General features: G+C 37.2%; 17 protein-coding genes. 11 read left to right on the plus strand and 6 right to left on the minus strand.

Annotation, left to right across the window (positions count from 1 at the left end; translation table 11 throughout):
- Positions 1-38 precede the first annotated feature (38 nt).
- From R2R71_RS09705 to R2R71_RS09730, 6 genes are all read left to right on the plus strand, one after another.
- On the plus strand, positions 39-740 hold the full coding sequence (locus R2R71_RS09705; protein WP_316831079.1) for a LytTR family DNA-binding domain-containing protein: 702 nt from the start codon (positions 39-41) through the stop codon (positions 738-740).
- Between the two features lie 44 nt (positions 741-784).
- Complete coding sequence (locus R2R71_RS09710; protein ID WP_316831080.1) at positions 785-1,984, plus strand: aspartate aminotransferase family protein; 1,200 nt, start codon at positions 785-787, stop codon at positions 1,982-1,984.
- 109 nt (positions 1,985-2,093) lie between these two features.
- The gene (locus tag R2R71_RS09715) at positions 2,094-2,771 is read left to right on the plus strand and encodes a response regulator transcription factor (protein WP_316831081.1); all 678 of its coding nucleotides are present in this window, start codon (positions 2,094-2,096) and stop codon (positions 2,769-2,771) included.
- 35 nt (positions 2,772-2,806) lie between these two features.
- Positions 2,807-4,123, plus strand: coding sequence for a HAMP domain-containing sensor histidine kinase (locus R2R71_RS09720; protein WP_316831082.1), 1,317 nt, complete (start codon positions 2,807-2,809; stop codon positions 4,121-4,123).
- A 60-nt stretch (positions 4,124-4,183) separates the two neighbouring features.
- Positions 4,184-5,629 (plus strand): glycoside hydrolase family 30 protein, encoded by a 1,446-nt coding sequence (locus tag R2R71_RS09725; RefSeq protein ID WP_316831083.1) that lies wholly within the window; start codon positions 4,184-4,186, stop codon positions 5,627-5,629.
- Between the two features lie 84 nt (positions 5,630-5,713).
- Positions 5,714-6,196 carry a hypothetical protein gene (locus tag R2R71_RS09730; protein ID WP_316831084.1) on the plus strand — a complete coding sequence of 161 codons (483 nt, stop codon included), beginning with the start codon at positions 5,714-5,716 and terminating at the stop codon, positions 6,194-6,196.
- A 20-nt stretch (positions 6,197-6,216) separates the two neighbouring features.
- Here the strand turns inward: R2R71_RS09730 and R2R71_RS09735 are convergent, their stop codons facing one another.
- Together R2R71_RS09735 and panB are read right to left on the minus strand one after the other, a co-directional pair.
- A complete protein-coding gene (locus R2R71_RS09735; RefSeq protein ID WP_316831085.1) occupies positions 6,217-6,903 on the minus strand; it encodes an RluA family pseudouridine synthase in 687 nt (228 codons plus the stop codon).
- A gap of 60 nt (positions 6,904-6,963) precedes the next feature.
- On the minus strand, positions 6,964-7,779 hold the full coding sequence (gene panB, locus R2R71_RS09740) for a 3-methyl-2-oxobutanoate hydroxymethyltransferase (RefSeq protein ID WP_316831086.1): 816 nt from the start codon (positions 7,777-7,779) through the stop codon (positions 6,964-6,966).
- A 258-nt stretch (positions 7,780-8,037) separates the two neighbouring features.
- Between panB and carA the strand changes: the two genes are divergently transcribed.
- From carA to R2R71_RS09755, 3 genes are all read left to right on the plus strand, one after another.
- Positions 8,038-9,150, plus strand: coding sequence for a glutamine-hydrolyzing carbamoyl-phosphate synthase small subunit (carA, locus tag R2R71_RS09745; protein WP_316831087.1), 1,113 nt, complete (start codon positions 8,038-8,040; stop codon positions 9,148-9,150).
- Positions 9,151-9,351: 201 nt separating this feature from the next.
- Positions 9,352-10,116, plus strand: a complete 765-nt coding sequence (locus R2R71_RS09750) for an ABC transporter ATP-binding protein (protein WP_316831088.1) — start codon at positions 9,352-9,354, stop codon at positions 10,114-10,116.
- Positions 10,117-10,256: 140 nt separating this feature from the next.
- Positions 10,257-11,333 carry an ABC transporter permease gene (locus tag R2R71_RS09755; protein WP_316831089.1) on the plus strand — a complete coding sequence of 359 codons (1,077 nt, stop codon included), beginning with the start codon at positions 10,257-10,259 and terminating at the stop codon, positions 11,331-11,333.
- A gap of 69 nt (positions 11,334-11,402) precedes the next feature.
- Here R2R71_RS09755 and R2R71_RS09760 read toward each other — a convergent pair whose 3' ends face one another.
- The 4 genes from R2R71_RS09760 to kbl form a co-directional block, all read right to left on the minus strand.
- A complete protein-coding gene (locus R2R71_RS09760; protein ID WP_316831090.1) occupies positions 11,403-11,978 on the minus strand; it encodes a TetR/AcrR family transcriptional regulator in 576 nt (191 codons plus the stop codon).
- A gap of 1 nt (position 11,979) precedes the next feature.
- On the minus strand, positions 11,980-12,393 hold the full coding sequence (locus R2R71_RS09765) for a hypothetical protein (RefSeq protein ID WP_316831091.1): 414 nt from the start codon (positions 12,391-12,393) through the stop codon (positions 11,980-11,982).
- 1 nt (position 12,394) lies between these two features.
- Positions 12,395-13,435, minus strand: coding sequence for a phenylalanine--tRNA ligase subunit alpha (pheS, locus tag R2R71_RS09770; RefSeq protein WP_316831092.1), 1,041 nt, complete (start codon positions 13,433-13,435; stop codon positions 12,395-12,397).
- Between the two features lie 149 nt (positions 13,436-13,584).
- Positions 13,585-14,772, minus strand: coding sequence for a glycine C-acetyltransferase (gene kbl / locus R2R71_RS09775; protein WP_316831093.1), 1,188 nt, complete (start codon positions 14,770-14,772; stop codon positions 13,585-13,587).
- Positions 14,773-14,985: 213 nt separating this feature from the next.
- Here kbl and R2R71_RS09780 point away from each other — a divergent pair, with 213 nt between their 5' ends.
- Entirely contained in the window at positions 14,986-17,433 is a 2,448-nt protein-coding gene (locus R2R71_RS09780; protein ID WP_316831094.1) for a DUF5686 and carboxypeptidase regulatory-like domain-containing protein, read from the plus strand.
- Between the two features lie 96 nt (positions 17,434-17,529).
- Positions 17,530-18,477, plus strand: coding sequence for a rhodanese-related sulfurtransferase (locus R2R71_RS09785; protein WP_316831095.1), 948 nt, complete (start codon positions 17,530-17,532; stop codon positions 18,475-18,477).
- Positions 18,478-18,484 lie beyond the last annotated feature (7 nt).

An 18,484-nucleotide genomic window follows, 5' to 3' on the forward strand; every position in this document is an offset into this window, starting at 1 on the left:
TATTACAATCCAAATTCTATGCTCAATTAAGGAATATTATGTTAACCTGTTATGCAGTTGATGATGAACCATCAGCTATCGAAATTTTAAAGGATTATATTGGTTTTAAATCAGATTTATTACTCTTAAAAACTTTTACCAACCCATTAGATGCCTTTGCTTACATTACGAAAAACAAGGCTGTGGATATCATTTTCCTGGATGTAGAGATGCCCAGCATGAGCGGTATTGAACTTGCTAAATTGACAAGACACAAGACAAATAAAATTGTCTTTGTAACTGCCTACAGCAGCTATGCTTACGATGCTTTTGAGCTGGAAACCGACTTTTTATTAAAGCCCTATTCATTCAACAAATTCAATAATTTAGTTACCAGGTTTATTGATACAGCTCTCCATGCCAATAAATCAACTATTGAATCTTTTTTGATAAAAGAACCGGGTAACAGAACTAAAAAACACATTATTAAATTTAAGGACGTGATTTACATGGAGAGCCTGTTGCGTCATACAAAAATTCAAACTGTAAAAGGGGAAATAATTAGCGACCAAAGCTTCGCCAAAACAAAACAGCAAATTGCTGAGGATGAAAGATTTTTACAGGTGCATCGCTCATTTATCGTGTCGGTTAACTACATAAATGTAATAGGATCTAATAATTTAATTCTGGAACACGGTTATGTGATTCCGGTTGGCCGGAATTACAGAACATCTTATTTAAAATCCATTAAGAAAAACTAAATTCCCCAGAAGGTCAATTCATCCCATTTCTGTATTTTTGTGGCATGTTAACACAACGCCAGTTGTTTCTGCAGCATAATGCACAAACATCGCCAGAGCCTTTAATGCTCGAATTTGTAAAAGCCAGAGGAGTTTATATATATGATGCACAAGGCAAAAAACATCTTGATTTAATCGCCGGTATAGGTGTTAGCAATGTTGGGCACTGCCACCCGGCCGTAGTAAATGCAATTAAAGAACAGGCCGAAACCTACATGCATTTAATGGTTTATGGCGAATATGTGCAAACACCTCAGGTTAATTTTGCAAAGGCACTTGCCGATATCTTGCCTGAAAGCCTAAACTGTACTTATTTTTTAAACTCCGGAACCGAAGCTGTAGAAGGTGCCATGAAACTGGCAAAACGCTATACGGGCAGGAAAGGTTTTATAGCCTGTAAAAATGCCTACCATGGCAGTACGCAAGGTGCAGAAAGTTTAATGGAAAGTGATTTCTATTCTTCGGGATATGGCCCCTTTCTTCCAAATGTTAGTTTTATTGAGCATAACAATGTTGCCGATTTAGCTAAAATTACGGAAGAAGTTGCAGCAGTATTTATCGAACCCATACAAGGTGAAGCGGGTATTCGTGTGGCTGATTTGGCTTACATGCAGGCATTAAAAGCAAAATGCGATGAAACAGGTGCATTATTAATTTTCGATGAAATTCAATCGGGATTTGGCCGTAGCGGTAAAATGTTTGCTTTTGAGCATTATAACGTAGTGCCCGATGTTTTACTTTTAGCAAAAGGCATAGGAGGTGGAATGCCTATTGGTGCGTTTATCAGCTCGCTGGAAATTATGTCGGTACTCTCGCACTCACCAATACTCGGTCATATGACAACTTTCGGTGGTCATCCGGTTTGTTGCGCCGCCGGCCTTGCTACTTTAAGAACTTTGGTAGACAATAACATTGTTAGTGAAGTTGAAAACAAAGGCCAGCTTTTTAAAAAACTCCTTCAACACCCGGCAATAAAAGAAATTAGGGGAAAAGGCCTGATGCTGGCCATAGAATTTGAAGATTTCGAAATCAACAAAAAAATTATCGATGCCTGTATTTTAGATGGTGTACTTTCTGATTGGTTTTTGCATTGCAGCAACTCCATGCGGATAGCCCCTCCATTAATCATTTCTGAAGCAGAAATTGAAGAGGCTTGCCAAATCATCCTTAAAAACATTAACTTAGTTGTTGAAGTAAATAACTAAAACTAAAAGAGGAAAACCCGAGACCAATGCTTAGCTTGCAATGGAGGAGTAGAAATATAACTATTCGTTAATTAACCATGATTGTTGATACTGTATACCTGATACTAAAATGAATGTTTTAATAGTTGAAGACGAGAAAAGCCTTGCACTCGAAATGGATGAGTTTCTGAGCAATGAAGGTTTTATTGTTGAGCATGCCTGGAAAAAATCATCAGCAGAAGAAAAAATTTTTGTAAATAGTTACGATTTTATTTTGCTCGATTTAGGTTTACCTGATGGCGATGGCTTTGAGGTGCTTAAACAACTAAAAGCACTTAAAGACAGGGACGACGCTGTTATTATTTTAACAGCAAGAAGTGCAGTTGATGACAGAATTAAGGGTTTGGATGAAGGTGCTGATGATTATTTACCTAAACCATTTTCATTAAATGAGCTTCTGGCCCGGATGCACGCCATTATCCGCAGAAAGCATAAGCTTGAAAAAAACGAAGTGAATATCCACGGTTTTTTACTAAGCATACAAAACAGAACGGTTTCTTTTAACGATGAACGATTAAACCTCACAAAGAAAGAATTCGAAATTTTTAATTACCTCGTACTCAACAAAAACCGTGTGGTTTCGAGAATGAGCCTAACCGAACATGTTTGGGGAGATATCCTGGAGGTAAATTCTGATTCGAATTTTGTTGATGTTCATGTAAAAAATCTACGTAAAAAGCTGTCATCCCTAACTTCTACCGATTGGTTTGAAACTGTACGAAGCATCGGTTACCGGATAAATTGTTAGCCGCAATAATTCAATACATATCGACGATTTAAGCCATGAAATTACAGGTTAAGTTTTCACTTTATAATGCCATAACTAAAATTGCAATTATTTTGGTTTTGGGAACCATTATATTGGTATCGCTTGATAAAATTGCTTATAACCAGCTCGATAACCGTTTAATCAAGAAAAAAGGTAAAATCATCAAACACCTTAATGATGCAGAAATAGATAGCTTGCTTAACAACGAGCAAAGCTTTACCGATTACAACATCCTAAAAGAAGAGTTTATTATCTTAACCGATATTCCGGATAACGATATAGATTCAACGGCGAAAATAATTACCGAAAAAAGAGAAATTGAAGGTGATGTAGAATTCTACCGTATCCTCAACTATAAGTTTCTTTACCGTACTAACTGGTACAAACTAGAACTTGGCGAGAGCATGACGTCACTGCAATCCATAAAAAACTCCATCAGGTTTTACATGCTTATTGTCCTTTTCGCTTCGCTACTTGTAACCTTACTTACCGATTTTGCCTTTACTAATTTCCTTCTTAAACCTTTTTACCTAATCATCGATAAAAAGATTAATAAAGTTGATGACCCTGCACATTTTAATTACCAGAACATCCGCACAAACACCGACGATTTTAAGATTTTAGATAATAGCATTAACTCGTTAATGCGGAAAATAAACACGCTTTTTACGCTCGAAAAGCAGTTTATTGCCAACGTTTCGCATGAGCTGCTTACACCAATATCAATTTTGAGTACAAGGTTCGAAAACATGTTAAACACCCCCGATATACCCATTGAGCATGAAAATAAAATTTTTGCATCGTTAAAAACACTTAACCGTTTAAAAGTTATTATAAACAGTTTGCTGCTGATATCGAAAGTTGAAAACAATCAATACCTTAAAACTGAAGAAATTAACATTGCTGAGGAATTAAACGATATTTATGATGATTTAGAAGATAGAATCGCGGATAAAAACATCACCTACCAAATTGATCTGACACATAAATTCAATTTCACCGGTAATAAGGCATTGCTACATACACTTCTTGTAAACATTTTAAATAATGCAATAAAATATAATAAAGAAAATGGAGAGATAAGTGTGAAAGACGAAATGATAAACCATCTTTATTATTTAACCATTAAAGACAATGGTTTAGGCATGAGCAAGGAGCTTGTTGAAAATGCCTTTGATCGATTTAAAAGAGGAAATACAGAGGAAAATGGTTTTGGCTTAGGCTTGGCTATTGTGCAAAGTATTGCAAAATTCCATAAAATAGAAATCGAAATCCAATCAGAAGAAAACAAAGGAACAAGCATAACCTTGATTTTTCCGGATGCAACTTAATCACAAGGCATAATTAAAAAAATTACTACCTTACAGCATCATTTCTAACCAAAATATTTTATGAAATCTTTTTATGGCCTGGGTGCAGCAGCACTGAGTATATTAATTATTGCCTGTGCCTGCAGTAAAAGTCCGAAAAGCACGCCCGAAACACCACCAACTTATACCGAACCTGTAAAAACCGATGTTAGTTTCTGGCTAACTAAAGGCGACCAGACGGCATTACTTAAAAAGCAAAATATTGCCCTTAACTTCACTGCAACTTCTAACGCGAACCCTACAATTGAGGTCGACCCATCTACAACCTTTCAAAGTATTGATGGCTTTGGTTACACCTTAACCGGTGGAAGTGCAAGTTTAATAAATGCACTTCCAGCAGCCGATAAAGATAAACTTCTGAATGAATTATTTGGAAATACGGATGATGCGATTGGCGTTAATTATCTTAGAATTAGTATTGGTGCATCAGATTTAAGTGCTATGGCATTTACTTATAATGATCTTCCGGATGGAGAAACAGATGAAGCGCTGGCAAAATTCTCTATTGCAAAGGAACAAGCAGATTTAATACCGGTTTTAAAGAAAATAGTAGCCATAAATCCGTCAATTAAAATATTAGGTTCACCATGGACTGCCCCTACATGGATGAAAACAAATAAAAGCTTTATTGGCGGTAGTTTAAAGCCAGAATATTACCAAATCTATGCGAATTACCTTGTAAAGTATATTCAGGTTATGAAAGCTGAAGGAATTACAATTGACGCTATAACCCCTCAAAATGAGCCATTGCATCCAGGTAACAATCCGAGCATGTATATGGAAGCTTTAGACCAGGCAAAATTCATAAAAAATGCTTTAGGTCCTGCATTTAAAACTGCAGGAATAAGCACTAAAATAATTGTTTACGATCATAATGCCGATAAACCTGAATACCCGATAACGATTTTAAATGATGCCGATGCCAAAAAATTTGTTGATGGTTCGGCCTTTCATTTGTACGCTGGTGATATTTCGGCATTAACGCAGGTACGCAATGCGCATCCAGATAAAAATATATATTTCACAGAGCAATGGGTAGGCGGCCCATCTAATTTTGGTGAAGATTTAAAATGGCATGTTTCAACTTTAATTGTGGGTGCAACCCGGAACTGGAGCAGAAATGTATTGGAATGGAATTTAGCGGCAGATCCGTCTTATAATCCGCATACCGATAAAGGGGGTTGCACAACTTGTTTAGGAGCACTGACCATTGCGCCTGCAATAAGCCGGAATGTTGCTTATTATGTGATTGCGCATGCTTCTAAATTTGTTAAAACCGGTTCAGTCCGTATAGCTTCAAACATTGTTGCCAACCTACAAAATGTTGCTTTTAAAACGCCTGATGGAAAAAATGTGCTTATTGTTTGCAATACAAATGCAAATGACAGCGTTTTCAATATAAAATACAATGGTAAAATTGTAAGTGTAACCTTGGAAAAAGGTGCCGTAGGCACTTTTGTATGGTAGCCAACGTTCTGTTTAAATTTTTATTGAATCATTTTTTTTATCTTGCTAAGCATTTTGCATTTTTAGCAATCAATTCTGAACGTAATGAAAAAACTAATAGCCGCTATTGCCGTTACAACATCAATTATGGCTTCCTGCCAAAGTGATAGTAAAAAGTATACAACTGTTGACTCGACCATAATGAGTGATCAGCAAGCTGATTACAAGGAGCCTGATGAGTGTTTTTCATATAATGATAAAAATGGTGGTGGAAGTGCTTCTTTACGGATATATGGTACCGGATATAATAAAGTACTAGGTAAGATAACATACACGCTATCTGGAAAAGATAAAAACGACGGCGAATTCACTGGAATTACTAAAGGAGATACGATAATTGTTAATTATAAATTTAAATCTGAAGGTGTTTATTCTAACCGGCAAGTTGCCTGGCTACGACAAGGTGATCAGCTTCTGGAAGGTTATGGTGATATTTATGAAGTTAATAACAGCGTTAAGTTTAAAGATATAAGCAAACTTACTTTTGGAAAATCAATAATATTCGATAAGGTTGAATGCAAAGAATAAACTGCAACTGGATTTAAATTTTAAAGACTTTCAAACCTTTCCCAAAACCCATCAACTGGCAGTTTTGCAAAAATATTAACTGGTTCCTTTTTTACGGGATGAAGAAATTGTAACCTGCGGGCATGTAAACAAATACTGCCCTTTTTACTTCCTCTGGGATAACCATACTTGTTATCGCCTACTATAGGGCAACCCATTGAGGAAAGCTGAACCCTGATTTGATGAGACCGGCCAGTAAGTGGATCCACCTCAATAAGAAAATAATCGCCAAGCTGTGCCACTAAACGATATGAAAGCTCTGCTCTTTGCGAACCCTGAACTTCGGTGTTGTAATAGGTAACCACATTTTTTTGTGGATTTTTAACCAGCCAGTGAATCAATGTTCCCGATTCTTTGGCTGGTTTATTTTTTACCACGGCCCAATAAGTTTTCTTTACCTCACGATTTTTGAAAACAGCATTCATCCTTTCCAATGCCTTGCTGGTTTTTGCAAACAGAATTACACCACTTACCGGTCTGTCAAGCCTGTGTACAACACCTAAAAAAGCACCATTCGGCTTATTATACTTCTTGGCAATATATTTCTTTACCTGTTCATCCAAAGGTTCGTCACCCGTTTCATCAACCTGTACAATATCACCTGCCCGCTTGTTAATCGCAATCAGATGATTATCTTCAAAAAGTATGTCCTTATCGGTAATTGGCATAAGTAAATTAGCCTCACAAGTCACCAATTTTAAATGGTGCTTTCAGCTGATATCAGGTAATTAATATTGTTCTTTTTCGCTAGGGAAATCATTCGATTTAACATCACGTATATAAGATTGCGCTGCGCCTAAAATTTCGTCATATAAATTAATATACTGACGTAAAAAACGTGGTTTAAATCCTTTGGTAAGCCCAATCATATCGTTTACAACCAAAACCTGGCCATCGCAATGCTGTCCGGCACCAATGCCAATTGTTGGTATTTGCAGGCTTTCGGTTACTTCTTTTCCTAAAGCAGCCGGAATTTTTTCCAATACAATAGAAAAACAACCTGCAGCCTGTAAGGCAAGCACATCGCTTTTTAATTTATTTGCTTCTTCTTCTTCTTTCGCTCTAACCGTATAAGTTCCGAATTTATAAATAGATTGTGGTGTTAAACCTAAGTGGCCCATAACCGGGATTCCGGCTGTAATAATACGCTGTACAGATTCTATAATTTCTTCACCGCCTTCCAACTTAACACCATGTGCTCCTGATTCCTTCATAATTCTAATAGCAGAATTCAAAGCTTCTTTCGAGTTACCCTGGTACGAACCAAAAGGTAAATCAACTACAACAAAAGCACGTTTAACGGCCCTGATTACCGATGCAGCATGATAAATCATCTGGTCTAAAGTAATAGGCAAGGTTGTTTCATGGCCTGCCATTACATTTGAGGCAGAATCGCCAACAAGCAAAACATCCAATCCGGCATCATCTAAAATAGTTGCCATCGAATAATCGTAAGCTGTTAACATTGATATTTTTTCACCACGCTGTTTCATCTCTTGTAAGATGTGTGTGGTTACGCGTTTGATTTCTTTATGTACCGACATGGCTTTCGTTTTGTTGAGCCAAAAGTATAAAGTTATATTTTAAAACAGGCAGTTTCATTGGTCATAATGTTTAATTATTAGGGATGTTACAAAAAACTGATGAAAACTTTAAACTTTTATGGCATAAATTTCTATCTTTGTACCCCGAAATGGAAGGGATTAAATCATCTTTTTTTGCACCCTGCAAAAACGGCTTCAGTGCCGAAAGCCATCCTTTTTTCAAGTCTTTTTTAAATCAAAATACATATTGTAATTACCATGACTAACTACACCAAGTTACCTGCGATTTTATTACTGGCCGATGGCACAGTTTTTTACGGCAAAGCAGCCGGAAAAATTGGAACTACTACTGGCGAAATTTGTTTTAATACCGGGATGACTGGTTATCAGGAAATTTTTACCGATCCAAGTTATTTTGGCCAGATTATGGTTACAACCAACTCGCATATTGGTAATTATGGTATCCACAAAGAAGAAATCGAATCGGATTCAATCAAAATTGCCGGCTTGGTTTGTAAAAATTACAACATCGTTTACAGTCGTAAACAAGCTACCGAATCTATTCAGGATTATTTTCAGAATGATAACTTAGTGGCTATTTCAGATATCGACACGCGTGCTTTAGTTCGTCACATCAGAGATAAAGGCGCAATGAATGCCATTATTTCATCTGAAATTACTGACTTAGAAGAGTTAAAGCAAAAGCTTGCTGAAGTTCCATCAATGGAAGGCCTTGAACTTTCATCGAAAGTAAGTACTACTGAGCCTTATTTTTATGGTAATCCTGAAGCAAGTTTAAAAGTTGCTGCATTAGATTTAGGTATCAAGAAAAACATATTACGCAGTTTCGAAAATCGCGACATTTACGTAAAAGTTTTCCCTGCAAAAACAAAGTTTGCTGAAATGGAAAAATTTAGCCCTGATGGTTATTTCATTTCAAATGGCCCTGGCGATCCATCGGTAATGCCTTACGCAGTTGAAACTATTAAAGAAATACTGGCAGCAGACAAGCCTTTGTTCGGAATATGTTTAGGTCACCAGCTACTGGCAGAAGCAAACGGTATTGGCACCATGAAAATGTTTAACGGCCATCGTGGTTTAAATCACCCGGTTAAAAACGTTATCAAAAACCATTGCGAAGTTACTTCTCAAAACCATGGCTTCGGTGTTATCCCTGATGAAGTTAAGAACTCTGATAAAGTTGAGATTACCCACGTAAACCTAAACGATAAATCTATCGAAGGCATTCGTGTTAAAGGTAAAAAAGCATTCTCGGTTCAATATCACCCTGAATCATCACCAGGCCCACATGATTCCCGTTACCTGTTCGACGACTTTGTTGAGGTAATGAAAGGTGAACTGGTTTGGTAGAAAAAGCAAAAAGATAAAAGTCTTAAAGACTAAAGCAAAATACTTTTAAATCTGCGAATCTGCGGCAAAATCAAGCCCGGAATTCGCAGATTTTTCTTTTATAGCAAATTCCACCTGTAAAAAACATCATTTTACCGACATTTTAACCGCTTTGTAATTAAATTCATTTTCTATTAATTTAAAGCTTCTTACATTCGCAACATGGAAACCAACAAAGCCATTATCAGTGTAAAAAACCTGGTAAAGAATTACGATGATTTTGTAGCCGTGCAAAACCTAAGTTTCGATGTTTATGAAAATGAAATCTTCGGATTACTGGGTCCTAACGGAGCAGGTAAAACTACCACACTCGAAATAATTGAAACTTTAAGAGACAAAACTTCTGGTGAAATTATCGTTGATGGTTTTTCTGTAGATAAACAGGCGCATGAAATCAAACAAATTATAGGCGTACAATTACAGGCAGCAGGATATTACCCAAATCTTAATCTTGTGGAGCTGATTGAACTTTTTGCAGGGCTTTATGGTGCTAACATTAAACCAATGGAAATGCTCGAAAAAGTAAACCTTCAGGATAAGGCTAAAGCGAAATACAAAGCACTTTCGGGCGGACAAAAGCAACGTTTTTCCATTGCAACAACACTAATCAATCAACCAAAAATCATTTTCCTTGACGAGCCAACTACCGGGCTCGATCCTCAGGCACGTAGAAACTTATGGGATTTAATTACCGAAATCAGAAATAACGGAACAACAGTTGTAATTACTACGCACTACATGGACGAAGCCGAGCAACTCTGCGATCGCGTAGCCTTTGTTGAGCGTGGCCAAATCATCGCGTTAGATACGCCCGATAATTTAATAGATAATCTGGTAAATTCGGGGTTTGAGCGTAAAAAGGAAGTTAAAAAGGCCAATCTGGAGGATGTCTTCATCAACCTGACAGGTAAAGAGTGGAGAGAATAATTATTTTTTTTGAAAAGCAATTTCAGCCTTCCAATTATCGTTACTCCCGCTTTCCGCTATAGTCCCGATAAAAAATCGGGAGCTGCCGCTTCAATCGGGTTTAAAAAACTAAAACATTACAACTATTAACTAAATAGTATATGAAACAATACAGCAATACAAAAGCAACATTAGCACTTGCTAAGGCAAGCTTCCGTTCCATCATGCGAAGCCCTACAGCAGTAGTTTTTACACTTGCTTTTCCTTTGATATTTATTTTGGTTTTCGGCTTTTTGGGTGGCGGCGGTACACATATCGATGTTGGTATAACGCCAGGCTCTGATGTTAACAACCCCGTTATCGGGATGCTCGAAAAAACGGGAATGATTCGCCTGGTAAAGGATAAATCAAAAGCCGATTTTGATAAGCTTTTAGAAAAGGGGAATGTAGATGCAATGATTGATGTACACCGGAAAGTAAATTCGGTTGCCTATTCAGTAAATGTGGTATACACATCAGCATCAATGGATAAGGGCAACATTTTAAAATCAGTTTTAAATAATCTTTTCTACGATAAAACATTAAAACCATCGGTTGCAGAAATAAAAGAAAGTACTATTCATGGCAGGGAATATAAAACAATCGATTTCATTTTACCGGGGCAGTTAGGTTTCTCATTACTCAGCACAGGTGTTTTCGGAACCGCTTTTGTATTTTTAAGCCTGCGCCAAACTTTGGTAATTAAACGCTTTTTTGCAACCCCTGTTAAACGTTCGAGCATTGTTATTGGCGAAGGGATTGCACGAATTGGTTTTGCCTTAATAGGCGCATTGTTCATCATCGTTTTAGGGAATCTGTTTTTCGGCTTCACCCTGGTTCACGGGGCTTTAACTGTAATCAATATGCTCATCCTGGCAACCTTAGGTATAATTGTATTTATGGGTTTTGGGTTTATCATTTCAGGTATCGCGAAAAACGAAAGCATGGTACCACCAATATCGAATATTGTAACCCTACCACAGTTTTTATTATCAGGAACGTTTTTTTCCATAGAAGCTTTTCCAAATTGGCTTCAACCCATTAGCAGGGCGCTACCTTTAACCTATTTAAATGATGCCATGCGTAAGGTAGCCTTTGAAGGCTTAGGCCTTTGGGATGTAAAATTCCAGATCATGATTTTGGTAATCTGGGGAATAGGAATTTATGCTGTTGCTGTAAAGGTATTTAAGTGGGAGTAAAATTATTCAACAAATAAAAAAGGGGATGATGTTATTAAACACCATCCCCTTTTTCGTATCTAAATCTTCTTAAAGCGCAGCTTTAACCAGAAAAGGCAAAATCTCTTTCTGAAAACTTACGAAGTTCTTACGCACATCCGAGTCGCTCACAGAGGTGAAGGCAAAGGAGAAAACGATGCTTTTACTTGCTTTAAGTAAAAAAGCCAGTCCCTCTCTTCTCGCCGGATTATTTTTAAAGTTATCGAGCTGTAAGTAAGCTGCCAATAATAATGCCTCCAACTGATCGGAAAGATGTTTTAAAAATTCCTGAGAGTTTGCATTTTCACGAACGAAATCCCAGCCTATAAATTCATTACAAGCTGTAAAAGATAAACGACTGGTTTTCATAACCAGGGCTTTCAGGTGCTCCTCTTCTGAAGTATAACTTACTTTATTCTGAAGGATTTCATGAAGATTCTGATCCAGGTAATCCATCAGGATACTATCAAGCACCTGTTCCTTACTTTCGAAATATTTGTATATAGTTGCCTTTGCTATACGAGCCTTTTTAGCAATTTCGTTAACACTTGTTTTGTGGTATCCGTATTTTCTAAAAAGTTCTTTGGCTGCTTTTTTTACCGTTTCCTTAATTTTTTCGGCTTCCATTTTAATTCGTTACATGTAAATTGACCCCGGAAATGGCCACTGTATATTGTTTCAATCCTCTTACTGCAGGCGCTTTTACCGGGCTTCCATCCTCCAGTAAAAATTTTGCACCCGAACATGGGTCGGTTACCGTTAACGAGGGATCGTCTAAAGTTACAGCACATTTTTGTTCCGGATTTACGGTACTGCAGCGGTCGAAAGCCACATAACCATTATCTGTTCTACGGTAAAGCACCAAACCTGCAACACCGTAACCGCTGATTAGAACAGCTCCTCCCGGGCTACTTAACCTGCTTAAACGCGGGTCGGTAAGTGGTAAACTCAGGTTAACACCAACTTCAGGGATGTAACCTGTATCCTTTCCACAGCCTGTAAACAGAACCAGAATAAATAATATGCTGTATATATGCTTCATTTTATATTAAAGCAGACTTGTATTGCTTTAAGAAACGAACATCATTTTCAGAAAACAAACGCAAATCTTTGATTACATATTTAAGGTTTGCAATACGTTCAATACCCATTCCGAAAGCAAAACCACTGTATTTTTTCGAATCGATACCACAGTTTTCCAATACATTCGGATCAACCATTCCACAACCTAAAATCTCTACCCAACCGCTATATTTACATAACTGGCAACCGGCACCATTACAGATGGTGCAAGAAATATCCATTTCGGCAGATGGTTCAGTAAAAGGGAAATACGATGGGCGGAAACGAACTTTTGTTCCTTCGCCATAAAGTTCCTGCACAAAATAAAAAAGTGTTTGTTTTAAATCGGCAAACGAAACATTTTCATCTACATATAAACCTTCAATCTGATGGAAGAAACAATGTGCCCTTGCCGAAATCGCTTCATTCCGGTAAACGCGTCCGGGCATAATTGCCCTGAAAGGCGGCTGCCCCTGCTCCATCATACGCACCTGAACGGATGAAGTATGTGTACGCAAAGCGATATCACCTTTTTCACCGCCTTTTTTAATGAAGAATGTATCTTGCATATCTCTTGCAGGATGTTCTTCAGGAAAATTCAAAGCAGAGAAATTATGCCAATCGTCTTCAATTTCAGGGCCTTCGGCTAAAGTAAAACCTAATTTGGCAAAAATTTCAACAATTTCCCGGCGTACTAAAGCAAGCGGATGACGCGAACCCACCTCAAATCCTTCACCTGGCAAAGTCAAGTCTTGAGTATTTTCTCCTCCTTGAGTCTGATTTGCTTCGGTAGCTTCCTTTAAACTTAAATACTTAGCTTCTGCAAGTTGTTTAAATTCATTAAGTACTTTACCAAGCGACTTTTTTTCTTCGACAGAAACCGATTTAAAGTCGTCAAAAATCTCTTTAATGATACCTTTGCTCCCTAAATATTTTATACGAAACTGCTCCAATTCATCTGCTTTCTCCGTTACAAAAGCATTGATTTTTTCAGTATATTGTGTTATTTTATCTTGTAACATGGCTTCAAATATACGGCAAATTATCTTAATTTTTAAATGCGTAGCGGTTCAGAAAATCTGTTTACACTAGCATTATAAAAGAAAATGAACCCGAAACAAAAAAAGCCGCATTAAAATGCGGCTTTGAAAACAGGAATATTTTAAAGCTATTAAATCACACCTAATTCTTTTCCGACTTTGGTAAAAGCTGCAATGGCTTTATCAAGATGATGCTGCTCGTGAGCTGCAGATAGCTGCACACGAATTCTTGCTTTTCCCTGAGGAACAACCGGATAGAAAAATCCGATAACATAAATACCTTCTTCAAGCATTTTTGCTGCAAAGGTTTGCGCAATTTTAGCATCGTATAACATAACCGGCACAATTGGATGGAAGCCAGGTTTAATATCAAAACCAGCCACTGTCATTTTTGTCCTGAAATATTTCGTATTACTTTCCAGCTTATCTCTTAGCGATGTTGTTTCACTCAACATATCTAAAACTGCGATAGAAGCGCCAGCAATGGCCGGTGCCAGCGTATTTGAGAAAAGATAAGGGCGAGAACGTTGACGCAACATATCTATAATTTCTTTCTTACCCGACGTAAAACCACCTGAAGCGCCACCTAAAGCTTTTCCCAATGTTCCGGTGATGATATCAATTCTATCCATTACATTGAAATGCTCGTGTGTACCGCGACCGGTTTTACCAATAAAACCCGAACAATGCGACTCATCAATCATAATTAATGCCTCGTATTTATCAGCCAAATCAGCAATTTGATCTAATGGCGCTACAGAACCATCCATCGAGAAAGCGCCATCTGTTACGATAATTCTGTGTCTGCAATCTTTAGCTGCAATAAGTTGTTTTTCCAGATCTTCCATATCCGCATTTTTATAACGGAAACGCTGAGCCTTACATAAACGAACACCATCAATAATCGAAGCATGATTTAGTTCATCAGAAATAATTGCATCTTCAGCATTAAATAATGGTTCGAAAACACCACCATTGGCATCAAAAGCAGCCGCATATAAAATTGTATCTTCTGTGCCTAAAAACTTTGAAATTTTAGCCTCAAGTTCTTTATGTACATCTTGTGTTCCACAAATAAAACGAACTGAAGACATTCCATAACCATGATCGTCTATGGCTTTCTTAGCCGCCTCGATCACTTTTGGATGTGATGATAAACCTAAATAATTATTTGCACAAAAGTTAATTACCTCTGCACCACTGCTCACCTTAATATCTGCACCCTGTGGTGTAATAATTATGCGTTCGCGTTTAAATAATCCTGCGTTTTCAATTTCTTCTAATTCTTTCTGAAGAACAGGCTGTAATGTTTTATACATGGCTTTTTATCGGTTGAATTTGCGCTCAAAGTTATAAAAAAAGCCCGGAAGAAATTGGTTGAAAATGTAAAATGGCCGATGTATTTCGAATCATCGGCATGACTATTTCTTATCACCTAGTTATTTTTTTTCACGATTAACAAACTTTAACATCTAACTATATGTATAGTGTTAAAACTTATTCGATATTTATAGCTTAACTGGTCAACACATATGATAAAAATCTGCGCACTCTTAATCTTTTGCTCTTTAGCCAATTTTTCATTTTCACAGGAATTCACAGTTTCGGGCACCATAAAAGATATTAGCGGGCAACCAGTTCCATTTGCATCAGTATATTTAAAAAACACTACCAAAGGAACTTCGGCAAATGTTGATGGAAAATATGAGATTAAATTACCCAAAGGACAACATACACTGAGTTTCAGGGCTGTGGGTTATAAACAGCAAGATCATATCGTCAATGTATTAGCCTCTTCAAATCTCAACATCGCTTTAACCTCTGAAAGTTATACTTTAAATAACGTAACCATTAAGGCAAATGCCGAAGACCCGGCTTATGCAATCATCCGCAGGGCGATAAAACAACGCAAAACGCATCTTGAAGAGGTAAACTCATTTACCTGTGATGTTTACATAAAGGGGGTTCAAAGGCTGAGAAGTGCCCCCAAGAAATTCATGGGTCGCGATATTCGAAAGGTAATGGAACTCGACACCAACAGACAAGGTATTATTTACCTATCTGAATCTCAAAGTAAATTTAACTTCAGGAGACCAAATGATATCCATGAAGAAATGATTTCTTCGAAAGTTGCCGGAAGAAATAATGCATTCAGCTTTAACAAAGCCTCCGATTTAATTATTAATTTTTACGATAATTACCTGCTGGAAAACAAATTAAGCTCAAGGGGTTTTATCTCCCCTATTGCAGATAATGCATTATTCTATTATAACTACAAGTTTCTGGGCGAAACTAAGGAAAATGGTGAAGTGGTGAACAAAATTGAAGTTATACCTCGCCGTGCCAACGACCCTGTTTTTAGAGGTATTATTTACATTCTTGAAGATAGCTGGAGAATTTATAATACCGATTTATTCTTAACAAAAAGTGCAGGCATTAACTTTATCGATACCTTAAACATTAACCAGCAATTTACCAAAGTTGAAGGCGTGTATATGCCAACAGCAGTAAATTTTCAGTTTAACGGCAATGTATTAGGTTTTAAGTTTGCAGGTTATTATGTAGGTATATACAGCAACTATGATGTCTCGCCGTCATTCCCGAAGAATTTTTTCAATGGTGAAATCTTAAAAGTTACCCAGATGGTTAACAAAAAAGATTCGATTTATTGGAATAATAACCGGCCGATTCCGCTTACCCCTGATGAAAAAATCAACTACATTGTAAAAGACAGTATTGCCAAAAGAAAGGAATCGAAGGCTTATCTCGACTCACTTGAAAAAGAGAATAATAAATTTGGAATAGGAAAATTACTACTTAGGGGTTACAGCATTAACGACCGGTATGATAGTGTTTATATCGCATTCGACCCGATATTACGCTCTTTAATGTACAATACGGTTGAAGGTTTTGCGATGAAATACGGTGTAACCTACCGCAAAGTTTTTGGCGACAGGCGGTATTACAGCATAAGGCCGGAGTTGAGGTATGGATTTGCAAATCAAAAATTAACCGGAAGCTTATCTGGTGTTTACTATTATAACCCATTAAAAAGAGCAAGCATTGGTGCATCTTTTGGCAATGGTATTTTCGATCTGAATAACCTGGGCTCGATGACTTTACTCGGCAACTCTATTAACTCTTTATTATACGAGAAAAACTTTTCGAAGTTCTACGAGAAAACTTTTGTAAATATTAACACTACAAGAGAACTTGCCAGCGGGCTTCAGGCCTCGATAAGTCTGGATTATACACGAAATCATACCTTAACGAATACAACTGATTTTAAATTCTTCGATAACAAAGACCGTGAATTTACCTCGAACAATCCTTTCACTCCAACGGTTGAAACACCATTGTTTCCAACTTATACTTCTGCAAGCGCAACAGCGAGCCTGACTTATACTTTTGGCCAAAAATACATCACAAGGCCCGATGGTAAATTTTATACAGAATCGAGATATCCGAGAATTACAGCTTTATACAAAAAAGGATTTAGTGGTTTATTGGGGAGTGATGTAGATTACGACTTTGTAAAAGCCGAAGTTTATCAGGATAGAATTGGATTAGGTTTGTGGGGATATACATCGTTTTTAGTTGGTGCGGGTAAATTCCTGAACAACAGCAAAATGTATTATCCCGAATACAAACATTTTGCCGGAAACATTTCAACCATATTTCCACCAAACTTGCGGAAATTTCAGTATCTGGAGTTTTACGAGTTCAGTACCAACCAGCAATATTTCGAAGCACATTTAGAGCATAATTTTGCGGGTTTCTTTTTAAATAAAGTTCCCTTACTAAGAAAAGCAAAACTTGAGGAGTTTATAGGCGGCGGTTATTTATCATCGCCTGAGAAAAGAAACTATAAAGAATTTTACTTTGGTATACAGCGTCTTGTTTTAAGGGTGAGTTACGGTTTCGCTTACGATGCTGCTAAAAAAATATCTCAGGGTTTCAGAATCAGTTATGGTTTTTAAATTGAAAGTGCAAAAGCTTTATCCTTTTGCGCTTTTGGCTTAAATGTACTATCTTTGCAGCGCTTTAAACGCCGTTTGCAGCGGTATCAATGCGTTATGAAAAAATATCAGACACTCCTTTACTATTGCTATAGTTACATAGCAAATGCAGAACAATTTGCTGCAGATCACCTTAAATTTTGTAAATCATTAAACCTGGTTGGCCGGATTATCGTTGCTGACGAGGGTTTGAATGGTACCGTTTCCGGCACTGCCGAATCATGCGAAGCTTACATGAAAGCTATACATGCTGATGAAAGATTTGCTAAAACAGAATTCAAAATTGATGATGTAGAAGAACTTTCTTTTCTTAAAATGCACTGCCGTTACAAGTCTGAAATTGTTCATTCAGGATTAAGAGATGCATCAATCATTAATCCAAATGAAAAAACAGGAAAGCACCTGGAGCCGGTTGATTTCATGAAAATGAAAGATGATGATGATGTAGTTATTCTGGATGTCCGCTCTAACTACGAGCATAATCTCGGCAAATTTAAAAATGCCGTAACGTTAGATATCGAAAACTTCCGCGATTTCCCTGAGCAGATTAACCAGCTTGCCCAATATAAAGACAAAAAGATATTAACTTACTGTACTGGTGGTATCAAATGTGAAAAAGCTTCGGCTTTATTGCTTCACCACGGTTTTAATGATGTTTATCAATTACATGGTGGCATTATAAAATATGGCAAAGAAGCAGGTGGTAAGGATTTCGAAGGAAAATGTTATGTATTTGATAACAGGATAGCTGTTGATGTAAATAATGTAAATCCTTCTGTTGTTTCGGTTTGCTTTAATTGTGGCAAAACAACACCAAAAATGATTAACTGTGCAAACCCTGAGTGCAACGAACACATTACCCAATGCGACGAGTGTGGAGAAGAACTTCAGGGATGTTGTTCAGTTGCCTGTACCACCAACCCACGCAAACGTCCTTACGATGGAACAGGTTATTATGTAAAAGTACCTCAGCCAGTAAATAAAAAAGCTGAAGTTGTTGAATAGTTAGTCA

Source organism: Pedobacter aquatilis (assembly GCF_032678405.1).
Classification (GTDB): domain Bacteria; phylum Bacteroidota; class Bacteroidia; order Sphingobacteriales; family Sphingobacteriaceae; genus Pedobacter; species Pedobacter aquatilis_A.